Raw genomic sequence first — 21,282 nt, 5'->3', positions numbered from 1 at the left:
CGTATAAATTCTCTTTTTGCTCTTGATTTTTTCGCTTAATTGAGTTAAATTACATAGGGCGCTAAAAAAAGCCCTGATTAAATTAATAATGTTCGTGTTTTGCTGGATGTGAACATCAGGAGGATAATGTAATGAAAGTATTTGATTACGAAGATATTCAATTAATTCCTAATAAATGTATCGTAAATAGCCGTTCTGAATGTGATACAACGGTCACATTAGGTAAACATACATTCAAAATGCCAGTAGTGCCTGCCAACATGCAGACGATTATTGATGAAACGATTGCAGAATTCTTAGCGGAAAATGGTTATTTCTATATCATGCATCGGTTTGATGAAGCAGCCCGAATTCCGTTTATCAAAAAAATGAAAAAGCGCGGATTGATTACCTCAATCAGTGTTGGCGTCAAGAAAGAGGAATATTCCTTTATAGAGAAGTTGGCAGAAGAATCGCTAAATCCTGATTATATCACTATCGACATCGCACATGGACATGCTAACTCAGTTATTGATATGATCCAGCATATTAAAAAATATTTGCCTGAAACTTTTGTGATTGCCGGTAATGTTGGTACACCGGAAGCCGTCCGTGAATTGGAAAATGCGGGTGCAGATGCAACAAAAGTCGGGATTGGTCCAGGAAAAGTATGTATTACAAAAATCAAGACAGGCTTTGGAACTGGAGGCTGGCAACTGGCCGCTCTTAGATGGTGTGCGAAAGCAGCTCGTAAGCCGATCATCGCTGACGGTGGGATCAGAACACATGGCGATATTGCAAAATCTGTCCGTTTTGGAGCGACAATGGTTATGATTGGCTCATTGTTTGCCGGTCACGAGGAATCTCCTGGCGAAACAAAAGTCGAAAACGGAATTGTATATAAAGAATACTTTGGTTCTGCTTCAGAATTCCAAAAAGGTGAAAAACGAAATGTTGAAGGAAAGAAAATCTGGATCCAACATAAAGGATCTTTGAAAGATACACTAGTGGAAATGCAACAAGACCTTCAGTCATCTATTTCGTATGCTGGAGGAAGAGATCTGGAATCCATTCGGAAAGTTGATTATGTCATCGTGAAAAATTCGATTTTTAATGGAGATACGATCTAAATAATGAGTAAAATATCAGCGGAAGGTTCATAACAGAACCTTCCGTTTTTTATGTTTTGCAAAAAAAGCTTTTCTTTTTTCTCGTAAATTCGGTAAAATCAATAGAAAGAATGGACAACAGAAAAGAGAGGACTATGTGGGGAAAAGTAGAGAAAAAACAAGGACCGATTTATCGTCAAATCATGGAACAGATCATGAGAGAAATCGAAAGTGGAAGAATCAATCCTGGAGATCAACTTGAATCGGAACGAAAACTAGGGCAATTTTTTGGTGTAAATCGTTCCACCGTTGTTCATGCATTGGAAGAACTTAGAGAGCTTGGCGTATTAACAAGTAAACGTGGTAGCGGTTGGTTCGTCAATCAGACTGAATGGGGGAAATTCGCCGTTCCAAGAATCGATTGGCGAAAAATGATCTCACCTCGCTATGAACAGACGGATTGGTATGAACAAAAAATAAAAGAAGCAAAGCAGAGCCAAAGAACATTGTTCCTTGACTTATATGCGAGTGAGATGCCAGATGAGCTTTTGCCGAATTTTGAGTTTCCTTCTTATTCTCTTGAAGAAATCTTAGTGGAAGAAAAAGAAATGGATCTTTTAGGCTATACTCCGTTACGTAACAAAATCAAACAGTATTTGGAAAGTAAATTTGAACTGACCTTTTCCCTAAACCAGCTTCTGGTGACTGGTGGTGGTCAGCAAGCAATCTTTTTGATCTTACAAACGATTCTTTCTGCTGGAGAGGGGATAGCTGTAGAGTCACCTTCTTTTTTTTACCGATTACCTCTTTTCAAAGCTTCAGGAACGCGTTTATTTGGGATACCGATGGATGAAGAAGGGATCGACTTAGAAAAACTGAAAGAATCGATCCATAAAAATAAATTGAAAGCAGTGCTGATCAACCCCAATTTTCAAAACCCTACAGGAAAAGTGATGAGTCAAAAGCGACGAGAAAAGCTAGTAGAATTGTGTCGGCAGTATCGGCTTCCAATTATTGAAGACGATGTATTTACGGACCTTTCATTTCTAAACCAAGATGAAGTTCTTCCTATACGAACGATTGATCCGGATAATGTATTATATGTCGGTTCGTTATCTAGAATTTTAGGAAAAACAACGAAAATCGGTTGGTTGATCGGACCAGAGGCCTTTATCTCGCAACTAGCTAAAGCGCAAGAAATGATGGAGTTTTCGATGAACATCCTTACACAAATCACGGCCGCTAATGTATTTGATGAAGCAATTGATTTGAAAATGTTGGATGTAAGAAAAAAATTGAAAGAAAAAAGCCAACTGATAAGCATTTGGGCGGAGTCTCAATCGTTTTTCAAGCTTCATTCGATTTTAGGTGGTTATTATGCTTGGATCACTTGGGATGGAAAAAAGCTGGACCCCCAACTAGCAGAAAAAGTAGTAGATTTGGGTCTAGGAATCGCACCAAGTCTACTTTTTGGGCAAGATATAAATGGAATCAGAATCAATTACAGTCGTCTAGATGAAGCCAACATATCGTTGTTTTATTCAAAGATGAAAATTTTAGAACAGTGGTTAACAGAATAATTTCACAAAGTAAAAAGATTAAAGAATATAACAGCTGGGATTTAAATTTCCGGCTGTTTCTTTTTTTTTCGTAAAAAGAAGACGAGGCAAAGTATTAGAGAAAAATACACTCTTTGTATAGCCATTCACGATGTCTTAAGAAAATAAATAGTTGCAGCAAAACTGTATAACACCAGCGTTTCTAAATAGAAACAGATCATTGTAAGTTTGATTAGAAAATAGAAAAAACACAGCCTAAATATAAAACGCTTTCCTAATTGTGATTATATTCACTAAAGCTGTTAATATGCGGATTGACATAATTTCCTTTCATCGTGAAAATTTGTGCTTTTAGCTTGTATTTCTCATAAATCCATGATAATTTATTAATGAAGACGGTTAAATAGTGATACAGTTTTATTCGCTGTTTCAATCGCAGAATGAAGAGATTTTCTTATAGATGAGAGAGGAATGTGTGACAAATGGCAAACAAAAAAGCACCGATCGACTTCCAAGCACTGCTAGATGAAGTCAATGCAGATTTCCCAGTATATCAAGCACTTGATCAAGATGGAAACGTAGTTAACAAAGATTTAGTACCTGATTTATCCGATGATGAACTCGTTGAATTAATGACTCACATGGTATGGTCTCGTGTATTAGACCAACGTTCCACAGCGCTGAACCGCCAAGGACGCCTAGGCTTTTTTGCACCAACTGCAGGACAAGAGGCAAGTCAGCTGGCCAGCGCGTATGCATTTGATAAAGAAGATGTTCTTCTTCCAGGTTATCGAGATGTCCCTCAACTAGTAAAACATGGTTTACCTTTATCCCAAGCATTTTTATGGTCTAGAGGACATGCTGCAGGTAATTCTTATCCAGAAGAATTGAAAGCTCTACCACCACAAATCATCATCGGTGCACAATATGTACAAGCAGCCGGTGTTGCATTAGGTTTGAAGAAACGCAACAAGAAAAATGTTGTCTTCACTTATACTGGTGATGGCGGTTCATCACAAGGTGATTTTTACGAAGCAATCAATTTCGCTGGCGCTTACCATGCAAATGCTGTGTTTTATATCCAAAACAACGGGTATGCGATCTCTACACCTCGTGAAAAACAAACCGCAGCAAAAACACTTGCACAAAAAGCTGTCGCAGCTGGGATTCCAGGTATTCAAGTCGATGGAATGGATCCGCTTGCAGTGTATACTGTATCTAAAATGGCACGGGAATGGGCGATCAGCGGAAATGGACCAGTCCTAATCGAAACACTGACTTATCGTTACGGACCCCATACACTATCTGGGGACGATCCAACACGCTACCGTACAAAAGACACAGATGACGAATGGCAGAGAAAAGATCCATTGATCCGCTTCCGTAAATATCTGACGGAAAAAGGACTTTGGTCTGAAGAAAAAGAAGAACAAGTGATTGAAGCAACTAAAGAAGAAATCAAAGCAGCTATCGCAGAAGCCGACAAAGTTCCAAAACAAAAGGTTTCAGATTTCTTGAAAAACATGTTCGAAGTATCTCCACAATCAATCAAAGAACAAATTGCAATTTATGAAGCGAAGGAGTCGAAATAATCATGGCACAAAAAACAATGATCCAAGCAATCACCGATGCCTTAGCACTTGAACTAGAAAATGACGAGAATGTCGTTGTTTTTGGTGAAGATGTTGGGAAAAACGGAGGAGTTTTCCGGGCAACTGAAGGATTGCAGGAAAAATTCGGAGAAGACCGAGTATTCGATACTCCTTTAGCTGAATCTGGAATCGCAGGGTTGAGTTTTGGGCTTGCGTTGGAAGGATTTCGTCCAGTTCCTGAAATCCAATTCTTTGGTTTTATTTTCGAAGCAATGGATGAAGTAGTAGCTCAAATGGCTCGTACAAGATATCGAATGAGCGGTACTAGAAATCTACCAATCACGATCCGTTCACCATTTGGTGGCGGTGTTCATACACCAGAACTGCATTCAGATAATTTAGAAGGTTTGATTGCCCAGTCTCCTGGTATTCGAGTAGTGATCCCATCAAATCCTTACGATGCAAAAGGACTATTGATTTCTTCTATTAGAAGTAACGATCCAGTTGTTTTCCTAGAACACATGAAACTATATCGCTCATTCCGAGAAGAAGTGCCGGATGAAGCTTACGAAGTTCCTTTGGACAAAGCAGCAGTTACTCGTGAAGGAACAGATGTATCTGTTATCACATACGGGGCAATGGTGCGTGAAGCAATCAAAGCAGCAGATAATCTTGCAAAAGAAAATATCTCTGTTGAAATCATTGATCTTCGTACAGTTGCGCCATTAGATGTAGAAACGATCATTCAATCCGTGGAAAAAACGGGTCGCGTAGTCGTTGTCCAAGAAGCACAACGACAAGCGGGTGTTGCTGCGCAAGTAGTTTCTGAGATCTCAGAACGCGCTATCCTTTCATTAGAAGCCCCAATCGGACGAGTTTCTGCACCTGATACAGTCTTCCCGTTTGGTCAAGCAGAAAATGTTTGGTTGCCAAACGCAAAAGATATCGAAGACAAAGTAAAAGAAATCGCGGAATTTTAAGAAAAGAAGGGACGAAACAAAGTCATGGCTTATCAATTTAAATTGCCGGATATCGGTGAAGGAATTGCAGAAGGTGAAATCGTCAAATGGTTCGTCAAACCAGGAGATACGATTAATGAAGATGATACATTATTAGAAGTTCAAAACGACAAATCAGTAGAAGAAATCCCCTCACCTGTAACAGGAACGGTTAAAAATGTCATTGTTCCAGAAGGTACAGTAGCAAATGTTGGGGATGTATTGGTAGAAATTGATGCACCAGGACACGAAGACAATGAAGGGGACAGTGGTGTAGCCGCAGAATCCCAAACTCCAGCTAACCCGGCTGCTGAACCAACTGTTGATACAGAATCAGCTGGATCGTCAAGCGAAGGAGTCTTCCAATTCAAGTTACCGGATATCGGTGAAGGAATTGCAGAAGGTGAAATCGTCAAATGGTTCGTCAAACCAGGAGATACAATCAATGAAGATGATACATTATTAGAAGTTCAAAACGACAAATCAGTAGAAGAAATCCCGTCACCCGTAACCGGGACAGTTAAAAACGTGATTGTCCCAGAAGGCACAGTAGCAAATGTTGGGGACGTGTTAGTAGAAATCGATGCTCCTGGACACAATGGTGCACCATCAACTAGTGCGCCATCAGCTGAAGCACCAAAAGAAAAAGTGGAAACATCAGGTTCAGCAAGTGTCGTTGAAGCTGCCGATCCCAATAAACGTGTATTGGCTATGCCATCTGTTCGTCAATTTGCCCGCGAAAAAGATGTAGATATCTCACAAGTAACTGCAACTGGAAAAGGTGGCAGAGTAACAAAAGAGGACATCGAAAACTTCTTGACAGGTGGTCCAAGCAGTGCACCAGCGAAATCAGAAGCGCCAGAAGCGGCAGCGCCGAAAGAAGCAGCTGCTGCAGCAGAAAGCAAACCAGCTGCAACAGCAAAACCATTCAAGTCCAACTTAGGAGATTTGGAAGAACGTGTAGCAATGACACCAACACGTAAAGCTATTGCTAAAGCAATGGTCAACAGTAAGCATACAGCTCCACACGTGACATTGCATGATGAAGTAGAAGTGTCTAAACTATGGGATAACCGGAAACGATTTAAAGAAGTTGCTGCTGCAAATGGTACGAAACTTACTTTCTTGCCATATGTCGTGAAAGCTTTAACAGCGACTGTGAAGAAATACCCAGTATTGAATGCATCTATCGACGATGCAAACCAAGAAATCGTTTATAAACATTACTACAATATCGGTATTGCAACTGATACGGATCACGGACTATATGTACCAAATGTGAAAGATGCAGATCGCAAAGGAATGTTTGCTATTGCAGACGAAATCAATGAGAAAGCAAAATTAGCTCATGACGGCAAACTATCTGCAGAAGATATGCGCAATGGAACGATTACGATCAGCAATATCGGATCTGTAGGTGGCGGTTGGTTTACACCAGTCATCAACTATCCAGAAGTAGCTATTTTAGGTGTAGGAACGATTGCACAACAACCAATCGTAAATGCTGAAGGCGAAATCGTTGTCGGTCGTGTGATGAAACTGTCATTAAGTTTCGATCACCGTATCGTAGATGGAGCAACTGCGCAACAAGCAATGAATAATATCAAACGTCTTTTAGCTGATCCAGAGCTATTAATGATGGAAGGATGATAAACAAATGGTAGTTGGAGATTTTGCTGTAGAATTAGATACAGTTGTAATCGGTGCGGGACCTGGTGGCTATGTAGCTGCCATCCGCGCTGCTGAAATGGGACAAAAAGTAGCAATCATTGAAAGAGAGTATATTGGCGGTGTTTGTTTGAACGTCGGCTGTATTCCTTCAAAAGCACTGATAGCTGCAGGACACCATTATCAAGAGTCACTAGATTCTGAAATGTTTGGAGTAACTAGTGAAAATGTCAAACTAGATTTTGCGAAAACACAAGAATGGAAAGAAAACAAAGTTGTTCATACGTTGACTTCTGGTGTTGGTTTCCTATTAAAAAAACATAAGGTTGAAACAATCGAAGGAGAAGCGTTCTTCGTAGATGATCACACACTACGCGTCATTCATCCAGATTCAGCTCAAACTTATTCGTTCAATAACGCAATCATCGCAACAGGTTCCCGTCCAATCGAGATTCCAGGATTTAAGTTCGGAGGACGTGTGTTAGATTCTACTGGCGGATTAGCATTGAAAGAAGTACCTAAGAAATTTGTGATCATCGGTGGCGGTGTGATTGGTGCCGAATTGGGCGGAGCGTACGCAAACTTAGGAGCAGAAGTAACGATCCTTGAAGGCTCACCACAAATTTTACCAACTTACGAAAAAGATTTAGTAAAATTAGTAGAAGATGATTTCAAGAAAAAAGGCGTAACAGTCGTAACGAATGCAATGGCGAAAGAAGCAGTCGATAACGGCGACAGCGTGACAGTGAAATATGCAGTGGATGGGAAAGAAGAATCCGTTACTGCTGATTATGTGATGGTCACTGTAGGTCGTCGTCCGAATACGGATGATATGGGCTTAGAACAAGCAGGCGTCGAAGTAGGAGAACGAGGATTGATCACGGTAGATAAACAAGGACGTACGAACGTACCTAATATCTATGCCATCGGTGATATCGTTCCAGGGGCGGCATTAGCACACAAAGCCAGTTATGAAGCAAAAATCGCTGCTGAAGCAATCTCTGGCAAAAAAGTAGCTGTAGATTATAAAGCAATGCCGGCAGTAGCCTTTACTGATCCTGAATTGGCTTCTGTAGGTATGACGATCAAAGAAGCAAAAGATGCTGGTATCGAAGCAAAAGCATATAAATTCCCATTTTCAGGGAACGGTCGAGCATTATCGCTTGGTAAAACAGAAGGATTCATCCGTCTAGTTACGACGATTGAAGATAACGTGCTGATTGGTGCACAAATCGGGGGAGTCGGTGCAAGCGATATGGTTTCTGAATTAGCTTTAGCAATCGAATCAGGAATGAATGCTGAAGATATCGCCTTGACGATTCATCCGCATCCATCTCTTGGCGAAATCGTCATGGATGCTTCGGAATTAGCATTAGGCTTGCCAATTCATATTTGATTTGAATAATATAGGCGAAACGCAACTGAGAAATCAGTTGCGTTTTTTTCTTTTTCTGGAAAATAATGGTACGTATTTTTATTACATAAACTGATATCATAAAAAATAAACAGAAATATTTGAGTAATGTAATCCATCAAATGGGAAAGAAGGAAGTTAGAAATGAAAATTCCAGGAACTGAGGTAGGCGCAAGCATCCAAATTGACCCATCGTTATCACTTGATCAACAACCACAAATAGAACAGATTAGACAATTGATTCGTAGAACTGAAGAGCGCTTCTTTGATCATTTGTCTGATTTGTTTGACGCAGATTCCGAGAAATACGCAAAGATTGAAACTATCATGCTCCGAAATGCTAATATCGATGGACCTTCTTTGCTCGAGGTACTTGAGCGTAAAGGTAAAGGAATTGAACGAAGCCAAGTAGTATTTGCAGATGATTCTGAATTGATTTGGTATAAAAAAAATACGATTATAGCGCTTAGAGAACAATCTGATATAGAAGCAAGTAATACATTATGGGAAACATACGCTAAAAATCAAGATCATACCCTTCGTGAAATCATGAACCCTAGCTTTGATAAACTTATCAATGAAGAAAAAATTTTTATAAATAATGGAGTACAAGAAAGGCTAAGAAGGAAAGCAGAACGTCAAATGGAAGAAAAAAACAAAAACGGCCAGACAATCCGAGTGATTAACTCTCAATTACTCGCCAAGAGTAGAAAAACAAGCAATCTTACACGTGATCATCTAAGATAAATCAAGTTTTTTTGGAATTAATACGAAGAAACTTAATAATAGATAAGAATGATAAAAAGGAGTAAGTTTTCAGTCTCCTTTTTTATTTCTTTTTTTATTATCAATAATTTAATTATGTAAACTTGTGATACGACTACTTCTTGGTTTATTACCGTCTCCTATGCTACACTAAAGAAGAATATGAAATAGGAGAGTTGAAGATGCAAGAATATCAGTATCCACTTGATTTAGACTGGACAACAGATGAAATGGTCATTGTAATGAAGATGTGGGAAGATCTGGAACGTGCGAACGAAAAAGGGATAAACAATGAAGCTTTTTTGAAGACCTATCAGCAGTTCAAAACAGTTGTCAAATCCATCGGAGAAGAAAAACGATTGGGTCGGGAATTTGAGAAAGCTTCCGGGTACTCCTTATATCGTACAGTGCAGCAAGCAAAAAAAAATCCAAACAAAACTTTGAGAATGAACGGGTGAGATAAATGGAACAGATGATTGATCATATCAAATCATGGCTTGAAGAAGCTGGTGAGAAAATCCAATCTTCTCAACAAACATTAACGATCTCGCAAAAATCAAATCGAACGGATTTAGTGACAAATGTTGACCGTAACATCCAGAATTTTCTAATCGAAAAAATCCATTCCTATGATTCAGAGGCGAAAATATTGGCAGAAGAAGAAGGGTATAATCAACTAGCAGATCTTGATGGAAGAGTCTTTATCATTGATCCTATTGATGGCACATTGAATTTCGTGATTGAAGGGGAAAATTTTTGTATCATGCTCGCTGTTTATGAATCCGGCGTTGGAAAACTTGGTTTCATTTATGACGTCATGAGAAATGAGCTTTTTTGGGGTGGAAAAGGAATAGGTGTTTACAAAAATGATAGACCAATGCCTAAACCAGCAAATAAATCTTTATCAGAAGGCTTACTTGGTGTGAATAGCTATCTTTTCGGTCATAATAAATATGGAATCCGAGAGATTGCGGAAAGCAGCATGGGAACACGTATGTACGGGTGTGCAGGTCTTGAACTAGCCGCAATCTTGAAAGGAAACCATATTGCTTACATTTCGAACCTCAGCCCTTGGGATTATGCAGCGGGAAATGTCTTATTGGAAGAGTTTGGTATGGTAACAAGCGGTCTTTTTGGCACTCCATTGACCTTTGATAAAAGGGAATACTATTTAGCAGGGACTCCTTGTGCATATGCAGAAATCGCAGACCTTTTGAAAAAAGAAGGCTGAAAAAAGGTAGAAAACATTCACAAAGATGATAAAAACGGGCAAAAGATTAATTTTCTCGAAAAAATGAAAACATTTTACTATATTTCATGAAAAAAGTCTGCTATAATTAGCAGTCGAGTAAAATTTGCCCTGTCATAAAGAACCAATAAAAAAGGAGTTAGTTACATTGAATTATAGAAACGATATCCGTAACGTCGCAATTATTGCCCACGTTGACCACGGAAAAACAACATTAGTTGATGAACTGTTAAAACAATCAGATACATTAGACGCACATACACAATTGCAAGAACGTGCGATGGACTCAAATGCGCTAGAAAAAGAACGTGGTATCACGATTTTAGCCAAAAACACAGCTGTAGACTATAAAGGAATTCGCGTAAATATCATGGATACTCCAGGACACGCGGACTTCGGTGGCGAAGTAGAACGGATCATGAAAATGGTTGACGGCGTCGTGTTGGTCGTAGATGCATATGAAGGAACAATGCCTCAAACACGTTTTGTATTGAAAAAAGCATTGGAACAACATATCACACCAATCGTTGTCGTAAACAAGATTGACAAACCTTCTGCTCGTCCTGAGCATGTCGTTGATGAAGTACTTGAACTATTCATCGAATTGGGAGCAGATGATGATCAGTTAGACTTTCCTGTGATTTATGCGTCTGCACTGAATGGTACGTCAAGCTTATCAGACGACCCTGCAGATCAAGAACCAACAATGGCACCTATTTTTGACACGATCATTGAAAAAATTCCTGCTCCTGTCGATAATAGCGACGAACCATTACAATTCCAAGTTTCATTACTTGACTACAACGATTATGTAGGTCGTATCGGAATCGGACGTGTATTTAGAGGAACAATCAAAGTAGGCGACCAAGTAGCATTAATTAAATTAGACGGAACAGTTAAGAAATTCCGTGTAACGAAATTATTTGGTTTCTTTGGACTAAAACGTCTAGAGATTCAAGAAGCAAAAGCTGGAGACTTGATTGCTGTCTCAGGTATGGAAGACATCTTTGTCGGTGAAACAGTTACTCCTGTGGATCATCAAGATGCGTTACCTATCCTTCACATTGACGAACCAACATTGCAAATGACTTTCTTAGTTAATAATTCACCATTTGCCGGTCGAGAAGGTAAATATGTAACTGCTCGTAAAATTGAAGAACGTTTGATGGCAGAACTTCAAACAGATGTATCTTTACGAGTTGAACCAACAAACTCTCCAGATGCTTGGACTGTTTCTGGTCGTGGAGAATTGCATTTGTCTATCTTGATTGAAAACATGCGTCGTGAAGGATACGAATTGCAAGTATCTCGTCCAGAAGTTATTGAAAAAGAAATCGACGGTGTAAAATGCGAACCGTTTGAACGCGTACAAATCGACACACCAGAAGAATACATGGGTAGTGTCATCGAATCCTTGAGCTTACGTAAAGGTGAAATGCAAGATATGGTCCATACAGGAAACGGACAAATCCGTTTGACATTCTTGACCCCTGCCCGTGGTTTGATCGGTTATTCAACTGAATTCCTTTCAATGACACGCGGTTACGGAATTATGAACCATACTTTTGATCAATATTTGCCAATGCTTCCTGGTCAAATCGGTGGACGTCACCAAGGTGCGCTTGTTTCAATCGATACCGGTAAAGCAACGACCTATTCTATCATGAGTATCGAAGAACGCGGTACAGTCTTCGTAGAACCAGGTACAGAAGTATATGAAGGAATGATTATCGGAGAAAACAGCCGTGATAATGATTTGACTGTCAACATCACGAAAGCAAAACAAATGACAAACGTACGGTCTGCTACTAAAGACCAAACATCTGTCATCAAAAAACCAAAACAATTGACGTTGGAAGAATCTTTGGAATTCTTGAATGATGATGAATATTGCGAAGTAACACCAGAAAGCATTCGCTTGAGAAAACAAATTTTAGAGAAAAATGCTCGTGAAAAAGCATCTAAAAAGAAAAAATAATCTGTAAAAGGATGAAGAGAGAAACCAGCTTGTTATAAAAAATAGCTGGTTTCTTTTTTTGTCAAACTCATTTCTGTGGAGAAGTCATCGTTGTCAATGGACATAAATTCAGAAAATACGCCAAAAGACATTTTAAAGACTTTTAAAGAACTTAACTCCGACGTGTTTTTGTTTCATATCGCACTTATGTTTCACGAGAGGGCCGACTTGTCCTTCGGTGAAAACCGAAGTAAAATGGCAAGGGAAAGGAGCGGGAAGATGAACGACTTATTAAAACAATACTTTGGTTATGATAAGTTTAGACCTGGTCAAAAAGAAATTATCCAGAAAGTCATTGATCAGGAAAATGTATTAGGGATCATGCCTACCGGAAGTGGGAAATCAATCTGTTACCAGCTTCCATCTTTACTATTAGATGGGCTTACTGTGGTTGTATCCCCTTTGATCTCTCTGATGAAGGATCAGGTGGATGCAGCAAATCAATTAGGTATACCCGCCACTTTTATCAATAGCTCGTTAGATGGTTACGAAACAGCTAGGCGCTTTCAAGAAATCGATAGGCAGCAGTATCGTTTACTTTATATTGCTCCAGAACGTTTTATCATGCCGGATTTCATTCAAGCGATGAATCGATGGAACGTCTGTATGATTGCCATTGACGAGGCGCATTGTATCTCTCAGTGGGGGCATGATTTCCGTCCAAGTTATTTACAAATGGCGAAACAGCTAAATCAACTGCCAAATCGACCTGTTATTGTTGCACTGACAGCTACAGCAACTATACAAGTAGCCGCTGACATAAAACGACTTTTAAAAATCCCTGACGGCAATCACATCCAGACTGGTTTTGAACGGGAAAATCTCCGCTTTCAAGTAGTGAAAGACCAAAAAAAAGAACAGTATCTAGTCGAGTATTTGAAAATCAACAAAAATCAATCTGGTATTATTTATGCAGCGACGAGAAAAGAAGTAGACCGAATCTATCATTTGCTTAAAAAATTTGGATTTTCTATAGGCAGATATCATGGTGGCCTAAATGAGAATGAACGAACGGCAATGCAAGAGGCCTTTTTATACGATCGCTTACAGCTAATCGTAGCGACCAATGCATTCGGCATGGGCATAAATAAAAGCAATGTCCGTTTTGTTATCCATTATCAAATCCCTGGCTCTCTAGAAGCATACTATCAGGAAGCTGGTCGTGCGGGAAGAGATGGTCTTTCCAGTGAAGCCATCCTGCTTTTCGCTCCTCAAGATACTCAGGTCCAAAAGTTTTTTATCCAGCAGTCCCAAAGAGAAGAGGAGCAAAAGCAAAAAGAATATGAAAAATTAAAAGCGATGACAGAATACGCGTATATAGAATCCTGTCTTCAGCAATACATCCTAAACTATTTTGGCGAGACAAGCAGTCCGTGCAATCGTTGTGGTAACTGTTTAGATGACAGAGAAATAGTAGAAGTAACGACACAAGCACAGATGGTCCTTTCTTGTTTGAAACGTATGGGGGAGAATTATGGCAAGCAGATGCTAATGAAAGTCTTAGCAGGATCGAAAGAACAAAAGCTGCGAGCCTTAGGGTTTGAACGTTTATCTACCTATGGACTGATGAAAAATCAATCGCAAAAAGAAACGATGCAGTTGATTGAATATTTGATATCGAATGGCTATCTTCTGACCGTTAATGGAGAATATCCTATCTTGAAAGTAACAGAAAGAGGGATCCAAGTATTAAAAGGACAAGAAGCTGTTTATCGAAAGGAACCCAAGAAAGTCCAGCAGCTGTCGGATGAAGAGACCGATACACTATTTGAAGTGTTGCGGGAACTTCGAACGGATCTAGCATCAGAAGCAGGCGTCCCCCCGTATGTCGTATTTTCAGATTCCACCTTGAAAGAAATGAGCCGAATACGTCCATCAAGCAGACTGGAGATGCTTCAGATAAAGGGAGTTGGTCAAAGCAAGCTTGATAAATACGGAGAAGCCTTTTTATCTCGGATAAAAAATATGGATCCTAATGTTCTGGATAAGCAAGAAGGACCATTACGTAAAAATGAATAAAAACAACTGGTTAAATCTGTTTTTTTGCTCCCTATGAAAATGAAATATGTTATAATTGAGGAATTAGAACGGGAGGTAAGCACAGATGGATTCTTTGTCGAAAAAACTTGCGATCCAAGTATTAAATGATGAAGCAGAACGGATCAAACGATTAATCCGAAACCAAAATAACAGTCTCTGTATCTCGCAATGCAAAGCCTTCGAAGAAGTGGTAGATACACAGATGTACGGTTTCTCCCAGCAAGTCGGGTTTGCTGTTCGTATAGGAGTAATCGAAAAAAACGAGGGGCAGCTGATGTTAAGTGAGCTGGAACGAGAATTGAATCAGTTATACAGTGAGGTTTACCAAGAAAATTATGATAAAAAAGAAGTTGGCAAGGAGGAATAGACTTGCCTAAGAAAGTAAAAAAAAGGCATCTATTAGACTATAGTATCTTGATTCCCTATTTGATTTTATGTGTTTTGGGTTTGATCATGGTATATAGTTCTACGTCGTATCTATTATTAGAAAACGGACAAAATCCGTCCGCATCAGTCATTAACCAAAGTATTTTTTGGGTGCTCAGCTTGATTGCTATCGCACTACTCTACAAAATGAAAACAGATGTTTTGAAAAACCAGCGTTTAATCATGGCAGCCATCGCGGTTTTGACGATTTTGCTGCTAATCGTTGTGTTTTTCGGTAAAGAAATCAATGGTGCAAAAGGTTGGCTTCAAATTGCAGGATTTTCGATCCAACCTGCCGAATACCTAAAGATTATTTCTATCTGGTATCTGTCTCTGACTTTATCAAAAAGGCAAAACAGTGTACAAAAAGATTTCCTAGGGACTGTAAAACGTCCACTTGCAATGGTTATCGGACTGACTGCTTTGGTCGCTATCCTTCCCGATTTTGGGAATGCGGCAGTTATTTTTTTGATTATTTTGGTTCTGCTTTTAGCCAGCGGAGTCAATTATGTGTATACTTTGATTGTAGGAGTAGGCGGTTTTTGTTTAAGTACTTTTACGATCTGGCTAATCAATATTACAAACGGAAAAATCTTGCCTGGGCGTTTACAGTATATCTATAATCGCTTTGCTATTTACCAAAATCCTTTCTCGGATGAATTAAATAAAGGCCATCAATTAGTTAACGGCTACTATGCCATGTTCAATGGCGGGTTATTTGGCAGAGGGTTAGGTAACAGTATCCAGAAAAAGGGATTTTTACAAGAAGCACAAACCGATTTTATCTATGCAATCGTAGTGGAAGAGCTCGGAGTGATTATGGGGATTTTGATATTAGCGTTGCTATTCTTTATGATCGTGCGCATTATTCTTGTAGGGATTCGTTCAAGAGATCCGTTCAATTCGCTTTTGTGCATTGGGATCGGCGCAATGTTTTTGATCCAAGTGTTTGTCAATCTGGGAGGAATCACTGGTGTCATTCCTCTGACAGGGATTACATTCCCATTCTTAAGTCAAGGAGGATCCAGTTTGCTGATGCTTTCGATCTGTGTCGGCTTTGTCCTTAACATTAGTGCGGATGAAAAACGCAAGAGCTTAGGTTTATAATAAAAAAAGATGTAGGAGTGGTTCGATGAAAAAAGTTTTAGTTGCTAACAGGGGTGAAATCGCTGTACGTGTATTTCGTGCTTGTACAGAATTAGGAATTAAAACTGTTGGAATCTATGCAGAAGAAGATGAATATTCCGTACACCGTTTTAAAGCGGACGAAGCATATTTAGTAGGACAAGGAAAAAAACCGATTGATGCGTACCTAGATATTGAAGGAATCATCTCGATCGCGAAAGAATGCGGGGCTGATGCCATTCATCCTGGTTATGGTCTTTTATCGGAAAACTTGAATTTTGCGCAACGGTGCGAGGAAGAGGGCATCACTTTTGTTGGACCCAAACTGCATCATTTGGATATTTTTGGAGATAAAATCAAAGCAAAAGCTGCAGCCATCGAAGCAGGAATTGCCTCAATTCCAGGTACAGATGGTCCAATCGCTTCTGTAGACGATGCATTGGAATTTGCTGAACGATTCGGTTATCCGATTATGATCAAGGCAGCTCTAGGCGGCGGAGGTCGCGGAATGCGTGTGGCTCATGATGAAAAGAGTGCAAGAGAAGGTTACGAACGTGCAAAAAGCGAAGCAAAAGCTGCCTTTGGTAGCGATGAAGTGTATGTTGAAAAATACATCGCCAATCCTAAGCATATCGAAGTACAGATTCTTGGTGACACACATGGAAACGTCATCCATCTTTTCGAAAGAGACTGTTCTGTTCAGCGTCGCCACCAAAAAGTAGTAGAAGTAGCGCCTTGTGTCTCTATGAACGAACAGCAACGTCAAAAAATTTGTCAGGCAGCTGTCCAATTGATGAAACATGTTGGGTATGTCAATGCGGGTACGGTAGAATTTCTTGTTGAAGGAGATGATTTTTACTTTATCGAAGTCAATCCTCGCGTCCAAGTGGAACATACGATCACAGAAATGATTACAGATATTGATATCGTGACAACGCAACTATTGATTGCCCAAGGGCTAGATTTGCATAAAGAAATCGGATTGCCTCAGCAAGAAGAAATCAAATTGAATGGGTCAGCTATTCAATGCCGAATCACTACGGAAGACCCGTTGAATAACTTTTTACCAGACACAGGAAAAATCGATACGTATCGTTCACCTGGCGGATTTGGCGTACGTCTGGATGTAGGGAATGCTTACGCTGGCTATGTGGTGACGCCGTATTTTGATTCATTGTTAGTAAAAGTATGTACGCATGGCGCTACTTTTGAAACAGCCATTCAGAAAATGGAACGTTGCTTGAAAGAATTCAGGATCCGTGGAGTAAAAACAAATATTCCATTTATGCTAAATGTCATCACACATCCTGAATTCCAATCAGGAAATGCAAAAACAACTTTTATCGATAGTACAGCAACATTATTTGAATTTCCTCGACTACGAGACCGCGGAAATAAAACGATGAAATATATCGGTGAAATTACTGTCAATGGTTTTCCAGGTATCGAAAGTGGCGAAAAACCATTTTATGAAGAACCACGTATGCCTAAAGATCTAATCACAAGAACTGATTACGTAACGGCTAAGAACGTATTAGATGCAAATGGTGCCGATGCTTTGGTCGAATGGATCAAAGGACAGGAAAATTTATTGTTGACGGATACGACATTTAGAGACGCCCATCAAAGTCTGCTAGCAACTCGTGTTCGGACAAAGGATTTCAAGCAGATTGCACGCTTAATGGGAGAAGGTCTTCCTGAACTCTTTTCAAGTGAGATGTGGGGGGGAGCAACATTTGATGTGGCTTACCGCTTTTTGAATGAAGATCCTTGGCAACGATTGAGAAAAATCCGTTCTTTAATGCCTAATACATTGCTGCAAATGCTTTTCAGGGGATCAAATGCCGTTGGGTATTCTAATTATCCTGACAATGTACTGGTGGAATTTGTCAAAGAAGCAGCAGCACAAGGGATTGATGTTTTCCGAATCTTTGATAGTCTGAACTGGACTCCTCAAATGGAAAAAAGTATCCAAGCTGTACGGGATACTGGTAAAATCGCAGAGGCAGCTATCTGCTATACTGGCGATATCAACGATCCAAGCCGAGCAAAATACAATGTTCAGTATTATAAAGACATGGCAAAAGAACTAGAACAACTGGGTGCGCATATCATTGCAATCAAAGACATGGCTGGATTGCTTAAACCGCAAGCAGCTTATCGCTTGATTAGTGAATTGAAAGAAACGACGGATCTGCCAATCCATCTGCATACTCATGATACTAGTGGAAACGGGATTATCACTTATTCCGCTGCTTCAAAAGCAGGAGTAGATATCGTTGACGTAGCAATGAGTGCAATGAGTGGGAACACGAGTCAGCCTAGCATGAGCAGCTTGTATTATGCGCTGGTCAATGGGCCACGGCTGCCAGAAATCACAATTGAAAATGCACAGAAATTGAACCATTATTGGGAAGATGTGCGTATGTATTACAAACCATTTGAAAATGGCTTGAATGCTCCTGAAACAGAAGTATATATGCATGAGATGCCAGGAGGACAGTATTCGAATCTGCAGCAGCAGGCAAAAGCTGTCGGACTAGGTCATCGCTGGGATGAAATCAAACAAATGTACCATACTGTCAATTTGATGTTTGGCGATATCGTTAAAGTAACTCCATCATCTAAAGTCGTAGGAGATATGGCACTATTCATGGTCCAAAATGATCTCACAGAAGAAGACATCTATGAAAAAGGCGAAACACTAAGTTTCCCTGAATCTGTAGTAACTTTCTTCCAAGGAGAACTAGGGCAACCAGTCGGCGGATTTCCTGAAAAACTGCAAAAGATCATTCTTAAGGGCAGACCCGCGTTGAGTGAACGTCCAGGTCTGTTGGCGAAATCAGTCGATTTCAACGAAGTGAAAAAAGAATTGGCAGAAAAAATCGGCTATGAACCAAAACAAGACGAAGTATTAAGTTATTTGATGTATCCGCAAGTCTTTTTGGACTATCAAAAAGCGTACAATCAATTTGGCGATGTTACATTACTGGATACACCAACATTCTTCCAAGGGATACGTTTAGGTGAAACAATCAATGTACAAATCGAACGTGGAAAAACGCTTATCATTCGTTTAGATGAAATCGGAGAACCCGATATCGAAGGAAATCGCGTACTGTTCTTCAATTTGAATGGGCAAAGACGTGAAATCACTATCAAAGATAATTCAATCATCAGTGCGGTCCAAACTCGATTGAAAGCTGAACCAACAAATCGAGAACAAATCGGAGCAACGATGTCTGGTTCTGTGCTTGATGTATTAGTGAAAAAAGGGGATAACGTCAAAAAAGGCGACACGTTGATGATTACTGAAGCAATGAAAATGGAAACAGCCATCGAAGCACGTTTTGACGGAGAAGTCGCACATGTATATGTATCTTCAGGAGACACGATTTCATCTGGCGACCTTTTGATTGAAGTGACTGAAAAATAATAAGTGAAAGGTGGGGAAATATGAAAAGACTGGGTTTGTTTTGGCTGATTCTGCTATTAGTTATTGCGGCATTCTATATGGAACCAGTCTTGTTCCCGCCAAAACTTGAAGTGAAGGAAAACTCTGATCAACAACTCTCAAATCAAATGACAACGTGGAAATACCAGGAGCTTAAAGCAACTGGTTTTTCTACTTATATTGGAAAACCGATCGAACAGCTAGAAAAAGATTTTGGACCATCCTATGATCGATTAACTAGTGGGTTTGGTTTTGAAACAAGATATTATGAAAACAAAGCCAGTCATCTCACTTTTGAAGTGAATGTCCAAGATAGCATGGTCACAACTGTTAAAGTACTGCAAACAGGACCTGCTGATATCACGCCGTTTTATTTAGGGATGACGATGCAGGACCTAACAAAGCTCACGACTATCTATACTAATTTCACTTTTGAGTATCATGACACAGAAGTTGGAATCGAACTGATGGAAGAGGATATGAATTATCGTCCACTGATTGCTTTTGATAACGACACTTTTGCTATTTTGTTTTTTGATCAAACAACTAACGGTCTGTTTTCAGTTGTATATTTAGATAAAGATAGTCTTTTGAAACTTTTACCGTATCAAGTGTTTGGTGAAGGTCTCCCACATTATGAAGCAGATAAATCGGCTGACTGGGAATCGATCAATCGCGGTAAAGAACGAAAAAGTACGACTTTACTAAACATGCTTAGAAGAGAAGACGAACTTCCTATATACAACCAACCACTTGCCTTTCAAAACCACAGTCGGCTGCTGCTACATGATTTCTTGACAAAGCCTGAAGAAATCTTGTCAGACGAACGTATGGCTGATTGGCAAAAATCGCTAGGTAGTGGACAAACGATAACGAAATTTTCCTTGACGAATGATGAATTGGAGAAGTTAATCAGTAAACAGAAATTAGAAAATACTAGTGGACTGTTTATTCATCCAGCAATCGACGCTACTTTTTCGTTTTTATATTGGTACAGCGATCCATATAATCATGACCGCTTTATGGATCCGGGAACGGATTCATTAGGCATTGCTTTTTCTAAAGAAAATATGTTAGTCTTATTGCAAGAAGAAAACGGAGAAAGTAGTGATAGCAGTGATCGTTAATGAAGAGCTGTTTCAACTGGAGGATCAATGCCTCCGAGTCGCTGAAATGATAAAAAAGAGTAAAACGATGGCTTCTTATTTCAAACATAAACAATCAATGAAAGAATCTGCAGAAGTCTGCCAATTAAAAGAAGCGTTCCTGTCGCAGAAAAAGGTGTTTGAAAATGTAGCGGCATACGGTGAATATGCACCTGATTACCGTGAAAAAAAACGTGCTCTTCGAAAAGCAAAAAGACAGCTTGATCTGAATGAGCATGTCGCAGCTTTTAGGTATAGTGAAACACAGTTACAAAGTCTGTTGGATCAAATTGTCCAAGCACTTGCTGAAGAAGTTTCTAATGAAATCAAGATAGATGCAGGTAGTCCGTTCTTTGAAACGAAAAAACACTTTGGATGCGGAGGGAATTGTCATGCAAGTTGACAATAGTGAATTTGAAATAATAAAACGACGCGGGCTGATCGTATGGGTCTACAGCTTAAAACAATTAAAGAATCTAAAAAAGTTCGGCTTGTTGCATTATGTCTCAAGAAAAATGAAATATGTCGTTCTTTACTTGAATGAAGAGACATTTGAAGAGACAGAAGAACGAATCCGTAAATTACATTTTGTTCGAAACGTAGAACGTTCTTACCGACCAGATATCGAAATGAATTTTGCTGATAAAATAGGTAATAAAACGGTATTAAAAGAAGAAGGTTTCGAAATCGAAGAGCTGAATACAGAAATCCGATTAGCTGAACATCTTTAAAAATCTCTTAT

The 21,282-nt window shown here is 39.5% G+C and carries 17 protein-coding genes; all 17 read left to right on the top strand.

Features of this window, described 5'->3' with window-relative positions; all coding sequences use genetic code 11:
• The first annotated feature begins 131 nt into the window (after positions 1 to 131).
• The 17 genes from guaC to AB3I27_RS02610 all read left to right on the top strand — a co-directional run bounded on the left by guaC (position 132) and on the right by AB3I27_RS02610 (position 21,271).
• Entirely contained in the window at positions 132 to 1,109 is a 978-nt protein-coding gene (guaC, locus tag AB3I27_RS02690; protein ID WP_002309467.1) for a GMP reductase, read from the top strand.
• A 134-nt stretch (positions 1,110 to 1,243) separates the two neighbouring features.
• Positions 1,244 to 2,668: a PLP-dependent aminotransferase family protein gene (locus tag AB3I27_RS02685; protein ID WP_002320073.1), complete on the top strand. Its 1,425-nt coding sequence runs from the start codon at positions 1,244 to 1,246 to the stop codon at positions 2,666 to 2,668.
• Positions 2,669 to 3,129: 461 nt separating this feature from the next.
• Positions 3,130 to 4,239: a pyruvate dehydrogenase (acetyl-transferring) E1 component subunit alpha gene (gene pdhA / locus AB3I27_RS02680; RefSeq protein ID WP_002309462.1), complete on the top strand. Its 1,110-nt coding sequence runs from the start codon at positions 3,130 to 3,132 to the stop codon at positions 4,237 to 4,239.
• A 2-nt stretch (positions 4,240 to 4,241) separates the two neighbouring features.
• Positions 4,242 to 5,219 carry an alpha-ketoacid dehydrogenase subunit beta gene (locus AB3I27_RS02675; protein ID WP_002292208.1) on the top strand — a complete coding sequence of 326 codons (978 nt, stop codon included), beginning with the start codon at positions 4,242 to 4,244 and terminating at the stop codon, positions 5,217 to 5,219.
• Positions 5,220 to 5,243: 24 nt separating this feature from the next.
• Positions 5,244 to 6,887 (top strand): dihydrolipoyllysine-residue acetyltransferase, encoded by a 1,644-nt coding sequence (locus AB3I27_RS02670; protein ID WP_002309460.1) that lies wholly within the window; start codon positions 5,244 to 5,246, stop codon positions 6,885 to 6,887.
• 7 nt (positions 6,888 to 6,894) lie between these two features.
• On the top strand, positions 6,895 to 8,301 hold the full coding sequence (lpdA, locus tag AB3I27_RS02665) for a dihydrolipoyl dehydrogenase (RefSeq protein WP_002289686.1): 1,407 nt from the start codon (positions 6,895 to 6,897) through the stop codon (positions 8,299 to 8,301).
• A 162-nt stretch (positions 8,302 to 8,463) separates the two neighbouring features.
• A complete protein-coding gene (locus tag AB3I27_RS02660) occupies positions 8,464 to 9,066 on the top strand; it encodes a hypothetical protein (protein ID WP_002309457.1) in 603 nt (200 codons plus the stop codon).
• A 200-nt stretch (positions 9,067 to 9,266) separates the two neighbouring features.
• A complete protein-coding gene (locus AB3I27_RS02655; protein WP_002292206.1) occupies positions 9,267 to 9,542 on the top strand; it encodes a UPF0223 family protein in 276 nt (91 codons plus the stop codon).
• A 5-nt stretch (positions 9,543 to 9,547) separates the two neighbouring features.
• Positions 9,548 to 10,315: an inositol monophosphatase family protein gene (locus AB3I27_RS02650; protein WP_002309455.1), complete on the top strand. Its 768-nt coding sequence runs from the start codon at positions 9,548 to 9,550 to the stop codon at positions 10,313 to 10,315.
• Between the two features lie 166 nt (positions 10,316 to 10,481).
• Entirely contained in the window at positions 10,482 to 12,311 is a 1,830-nt protein-coding gene (typA, locus tag AB3I27_RS02645; RefSeq protein WP_002292204.1) for a translational GTPase TypA, read from the top strand.
• A gap of 258 nt (positions 12,312 to 12,569) precedes the next feature.
• Positions 12,570 to 14,369, top strand: coding sequence for a DNA helicase RecQ (gene recQ, locus AB3I27_RS02640; RefSeq protein WP_104771525.1), 1,800 nt, complete (start codon positions 12,570 to 12,572; stop codon positions 14,367 to 14,369).
• A gap of 85 nt (positions 14,370 to 14,454) precedes the next feature.
• Positions 14,455 to 14,757 (top strand): YlaN family protein, encoded by a 303-nt coding sequence (locus tag AB3I27_RS02635; protein ID WP_002292202.1) that lies wholly within the window; start codon positions 14,455 to 14,457, stop codon positions 14,755 to 14,757.
• A gap of 2 nt (positions 14,758 to 14,759) precedes the next feature.
• Positions 14,760 to 15,923: an FtsW/RodA/SpoVE family cell cycle protein gene (locus AB3I27_RS02630; RefSeq protein WP_002309450.1), complete on the top strand. Its 1,164-nt coding sequence runs from the start codon at positions 14,760 to 14,762 to the stop codon at positions 15,921 to 15,923.
• 25 nt (positions 15,924 to 15,948) lie between these two features.
• The gene (locus tag AB3I27_RS02625; protein ID WP_104771526.1) at positions 15,949 to 19,377 is read left to right on the top strand and encodes a pyruvate carboxylase; all 3,429 of its coding nucleotides are present in this window, start codon (positions 15,949 to 15,951) and stop codon (positions 19,375 to 19,377) included.
• A gap of 20 nt (positions 19,378 to 19,397) precedes the next feature.
• Positions 19,398 to 20,522 carry a CAP-associated domain-containing protein gene (locus AB3I27_RS02620; RefSeq protein WP_002309448.1) on the top strand — a complete coding sequence of 375 codons (1,125 nt, stop codon included), beginning with the start codon at positions 19,398 to 19,400 and terminating at the stop codon, positions 20,520 to 20,522.
• The gene (locus AB3I27_RS02615) at positions 20,503 to 20,943 is read left to right on the top strand and encodes a YlbF family regulator (protein WP_002313826.1); all 441 of its coding nucleotides are present in this window, start codon (positions 20,503 to 20,505) and stop codon (positions 20,941 to 20,943) included. Before AB3I27_RS02620 ends, AB3I27_RS02615 begins: the two co-directional genes overlap by 20 nt.
• Positions 20,933 to 21,271, top strand: coding sequence for a YlbG family protein (locus AB3I27_RS02610; protein ID WP_002309446.1), 339 nt, complete (start codon positions 20,933 to 20,935; stop codon positions 21,269 to 21,271). The genes AB3I27_RS02615 and AB3I27_RS02610 overlap by 11 nt, the downstream gene beginning before the upstream one ends.
• Positions 21,272 to 21,282: the final 11 nt, after the last annotated feature.

The organism is Enterococcus sp. C46, assembly GCF_040887565.1.
GTDB classification, from domain to species: Bacteria; Bacillota; Bacilli; order Lactobacillales; family Enterococcaceae; genus Enterococcus_B; species Enterococcus_B lactis.
Note: the sequence above shows the minus strand (reverse complement) of the source record. Positions and strands in the feature narration are given on the sequence as shown.

What these genes read in the sequence shown, in the direction of transcription:
- guaC (WP_002309467.1), top strand. Translation starts at nt 132, where the DNA reads ATGAAAGTATTTGATTACGAAGATATTCAATTAATTCCTAATAAATGT.
- AB3I27_RS02685 (WP_002320073.1), top strand. Translation starts at nt 1,244, where the DNA reads ATGTGGGGAAAAGTAGAGAAAAAACAAGGACCGATTTATCGTCAAATC.
- pdhA (WP_002309462.1), top strand. Translation starts at nt 3,130, where the DNA reads ATGGCAAACAAAAAAGCACCGATCGACTTCCAAGCACTGCTAGATGAA.
- AB3I27_RS02675 (WP_002292208.1), top strand. Translation starts at nt 4,242, where the DNA reads ATGGCACAAAAAACAATGATCCAAGCAATCACCGATGCCTTAGCACTT.
- AB3I27_RS02670 (WP_002309460.1), top strand. Translation starts at nt 5,244, where the DNA reads ATGGCTTATCAATTTAAATTGCCGGATATCGGTGAAGGAATTGCAGAA.
- lpdA (WP_002289686.1), top strand. Translation starts at nt 6,895, where the DNA reads ATGGTAGTTGGAGATTTTGCTGTAGAATTAGATACAGTTGTAATCGGT.
- AB3I27_RS02660 (WP_002309457.1), top strand. Translation starts at nt 8,464, where the DNA reads ATGAAAATTCCAGGAACTGAGGTAGGCGCAAGCATCCAAATTGACCCA.
- AB3I27_RS02655 (WP_002292206.1), top strand. Translation starts at nt 9,267, where the DNA reads ATGCAAGAATATCAGTATCCACTTGATTTAGACTGGACAACAGATGAA.
- AB3I27_RS02650 (WP_002309455.1), top strand. Translation starts at nt 9,548, where the DNA reads ATGGAACAGATGATTGATCATATCAAATCATGGCTTGAAGAAGCTGGT.
- recQ (WP_104771525.1), top strand. Translation starts at nt 12,570, where the DNA reads ATGAACGACTTATTAAAACAATACTTTGGTTATGATAAGTTTAGACCT.
- AB3I27_RS02635 (WP_002292202.1), top strand. Translation starts at nt 14,455, where the DNA reads ATGGATTCTTTGTCGAAAAAACTTGCGATCCAAGTATTAAATGATGAA.
- AB3I27_RS02625 (WP_104771526.1), top strand. Translation starts at nt 15,949, where the DNA reads ATGAAAAAAGTTTTAGTTGCTAACAGGGGTGAAATCGCTGTACGTGTA.
- AB3I27_RS02620 (WP_002309448.1), top strand. Translation starts at nt 19,398, where the DNA reads ATGAAAAGACTGGGTTTGTTTTGGCTGATTCTGCTATTAGTTATTGCG.
- AB3I27_RS02610 (WP_002309446.1), top strand. Translation starts at nt 20,933, where the DNA reads ATGCAAGTTGACAATAGTGAATTTGAAATAATAAAACGACGCGGGCTG.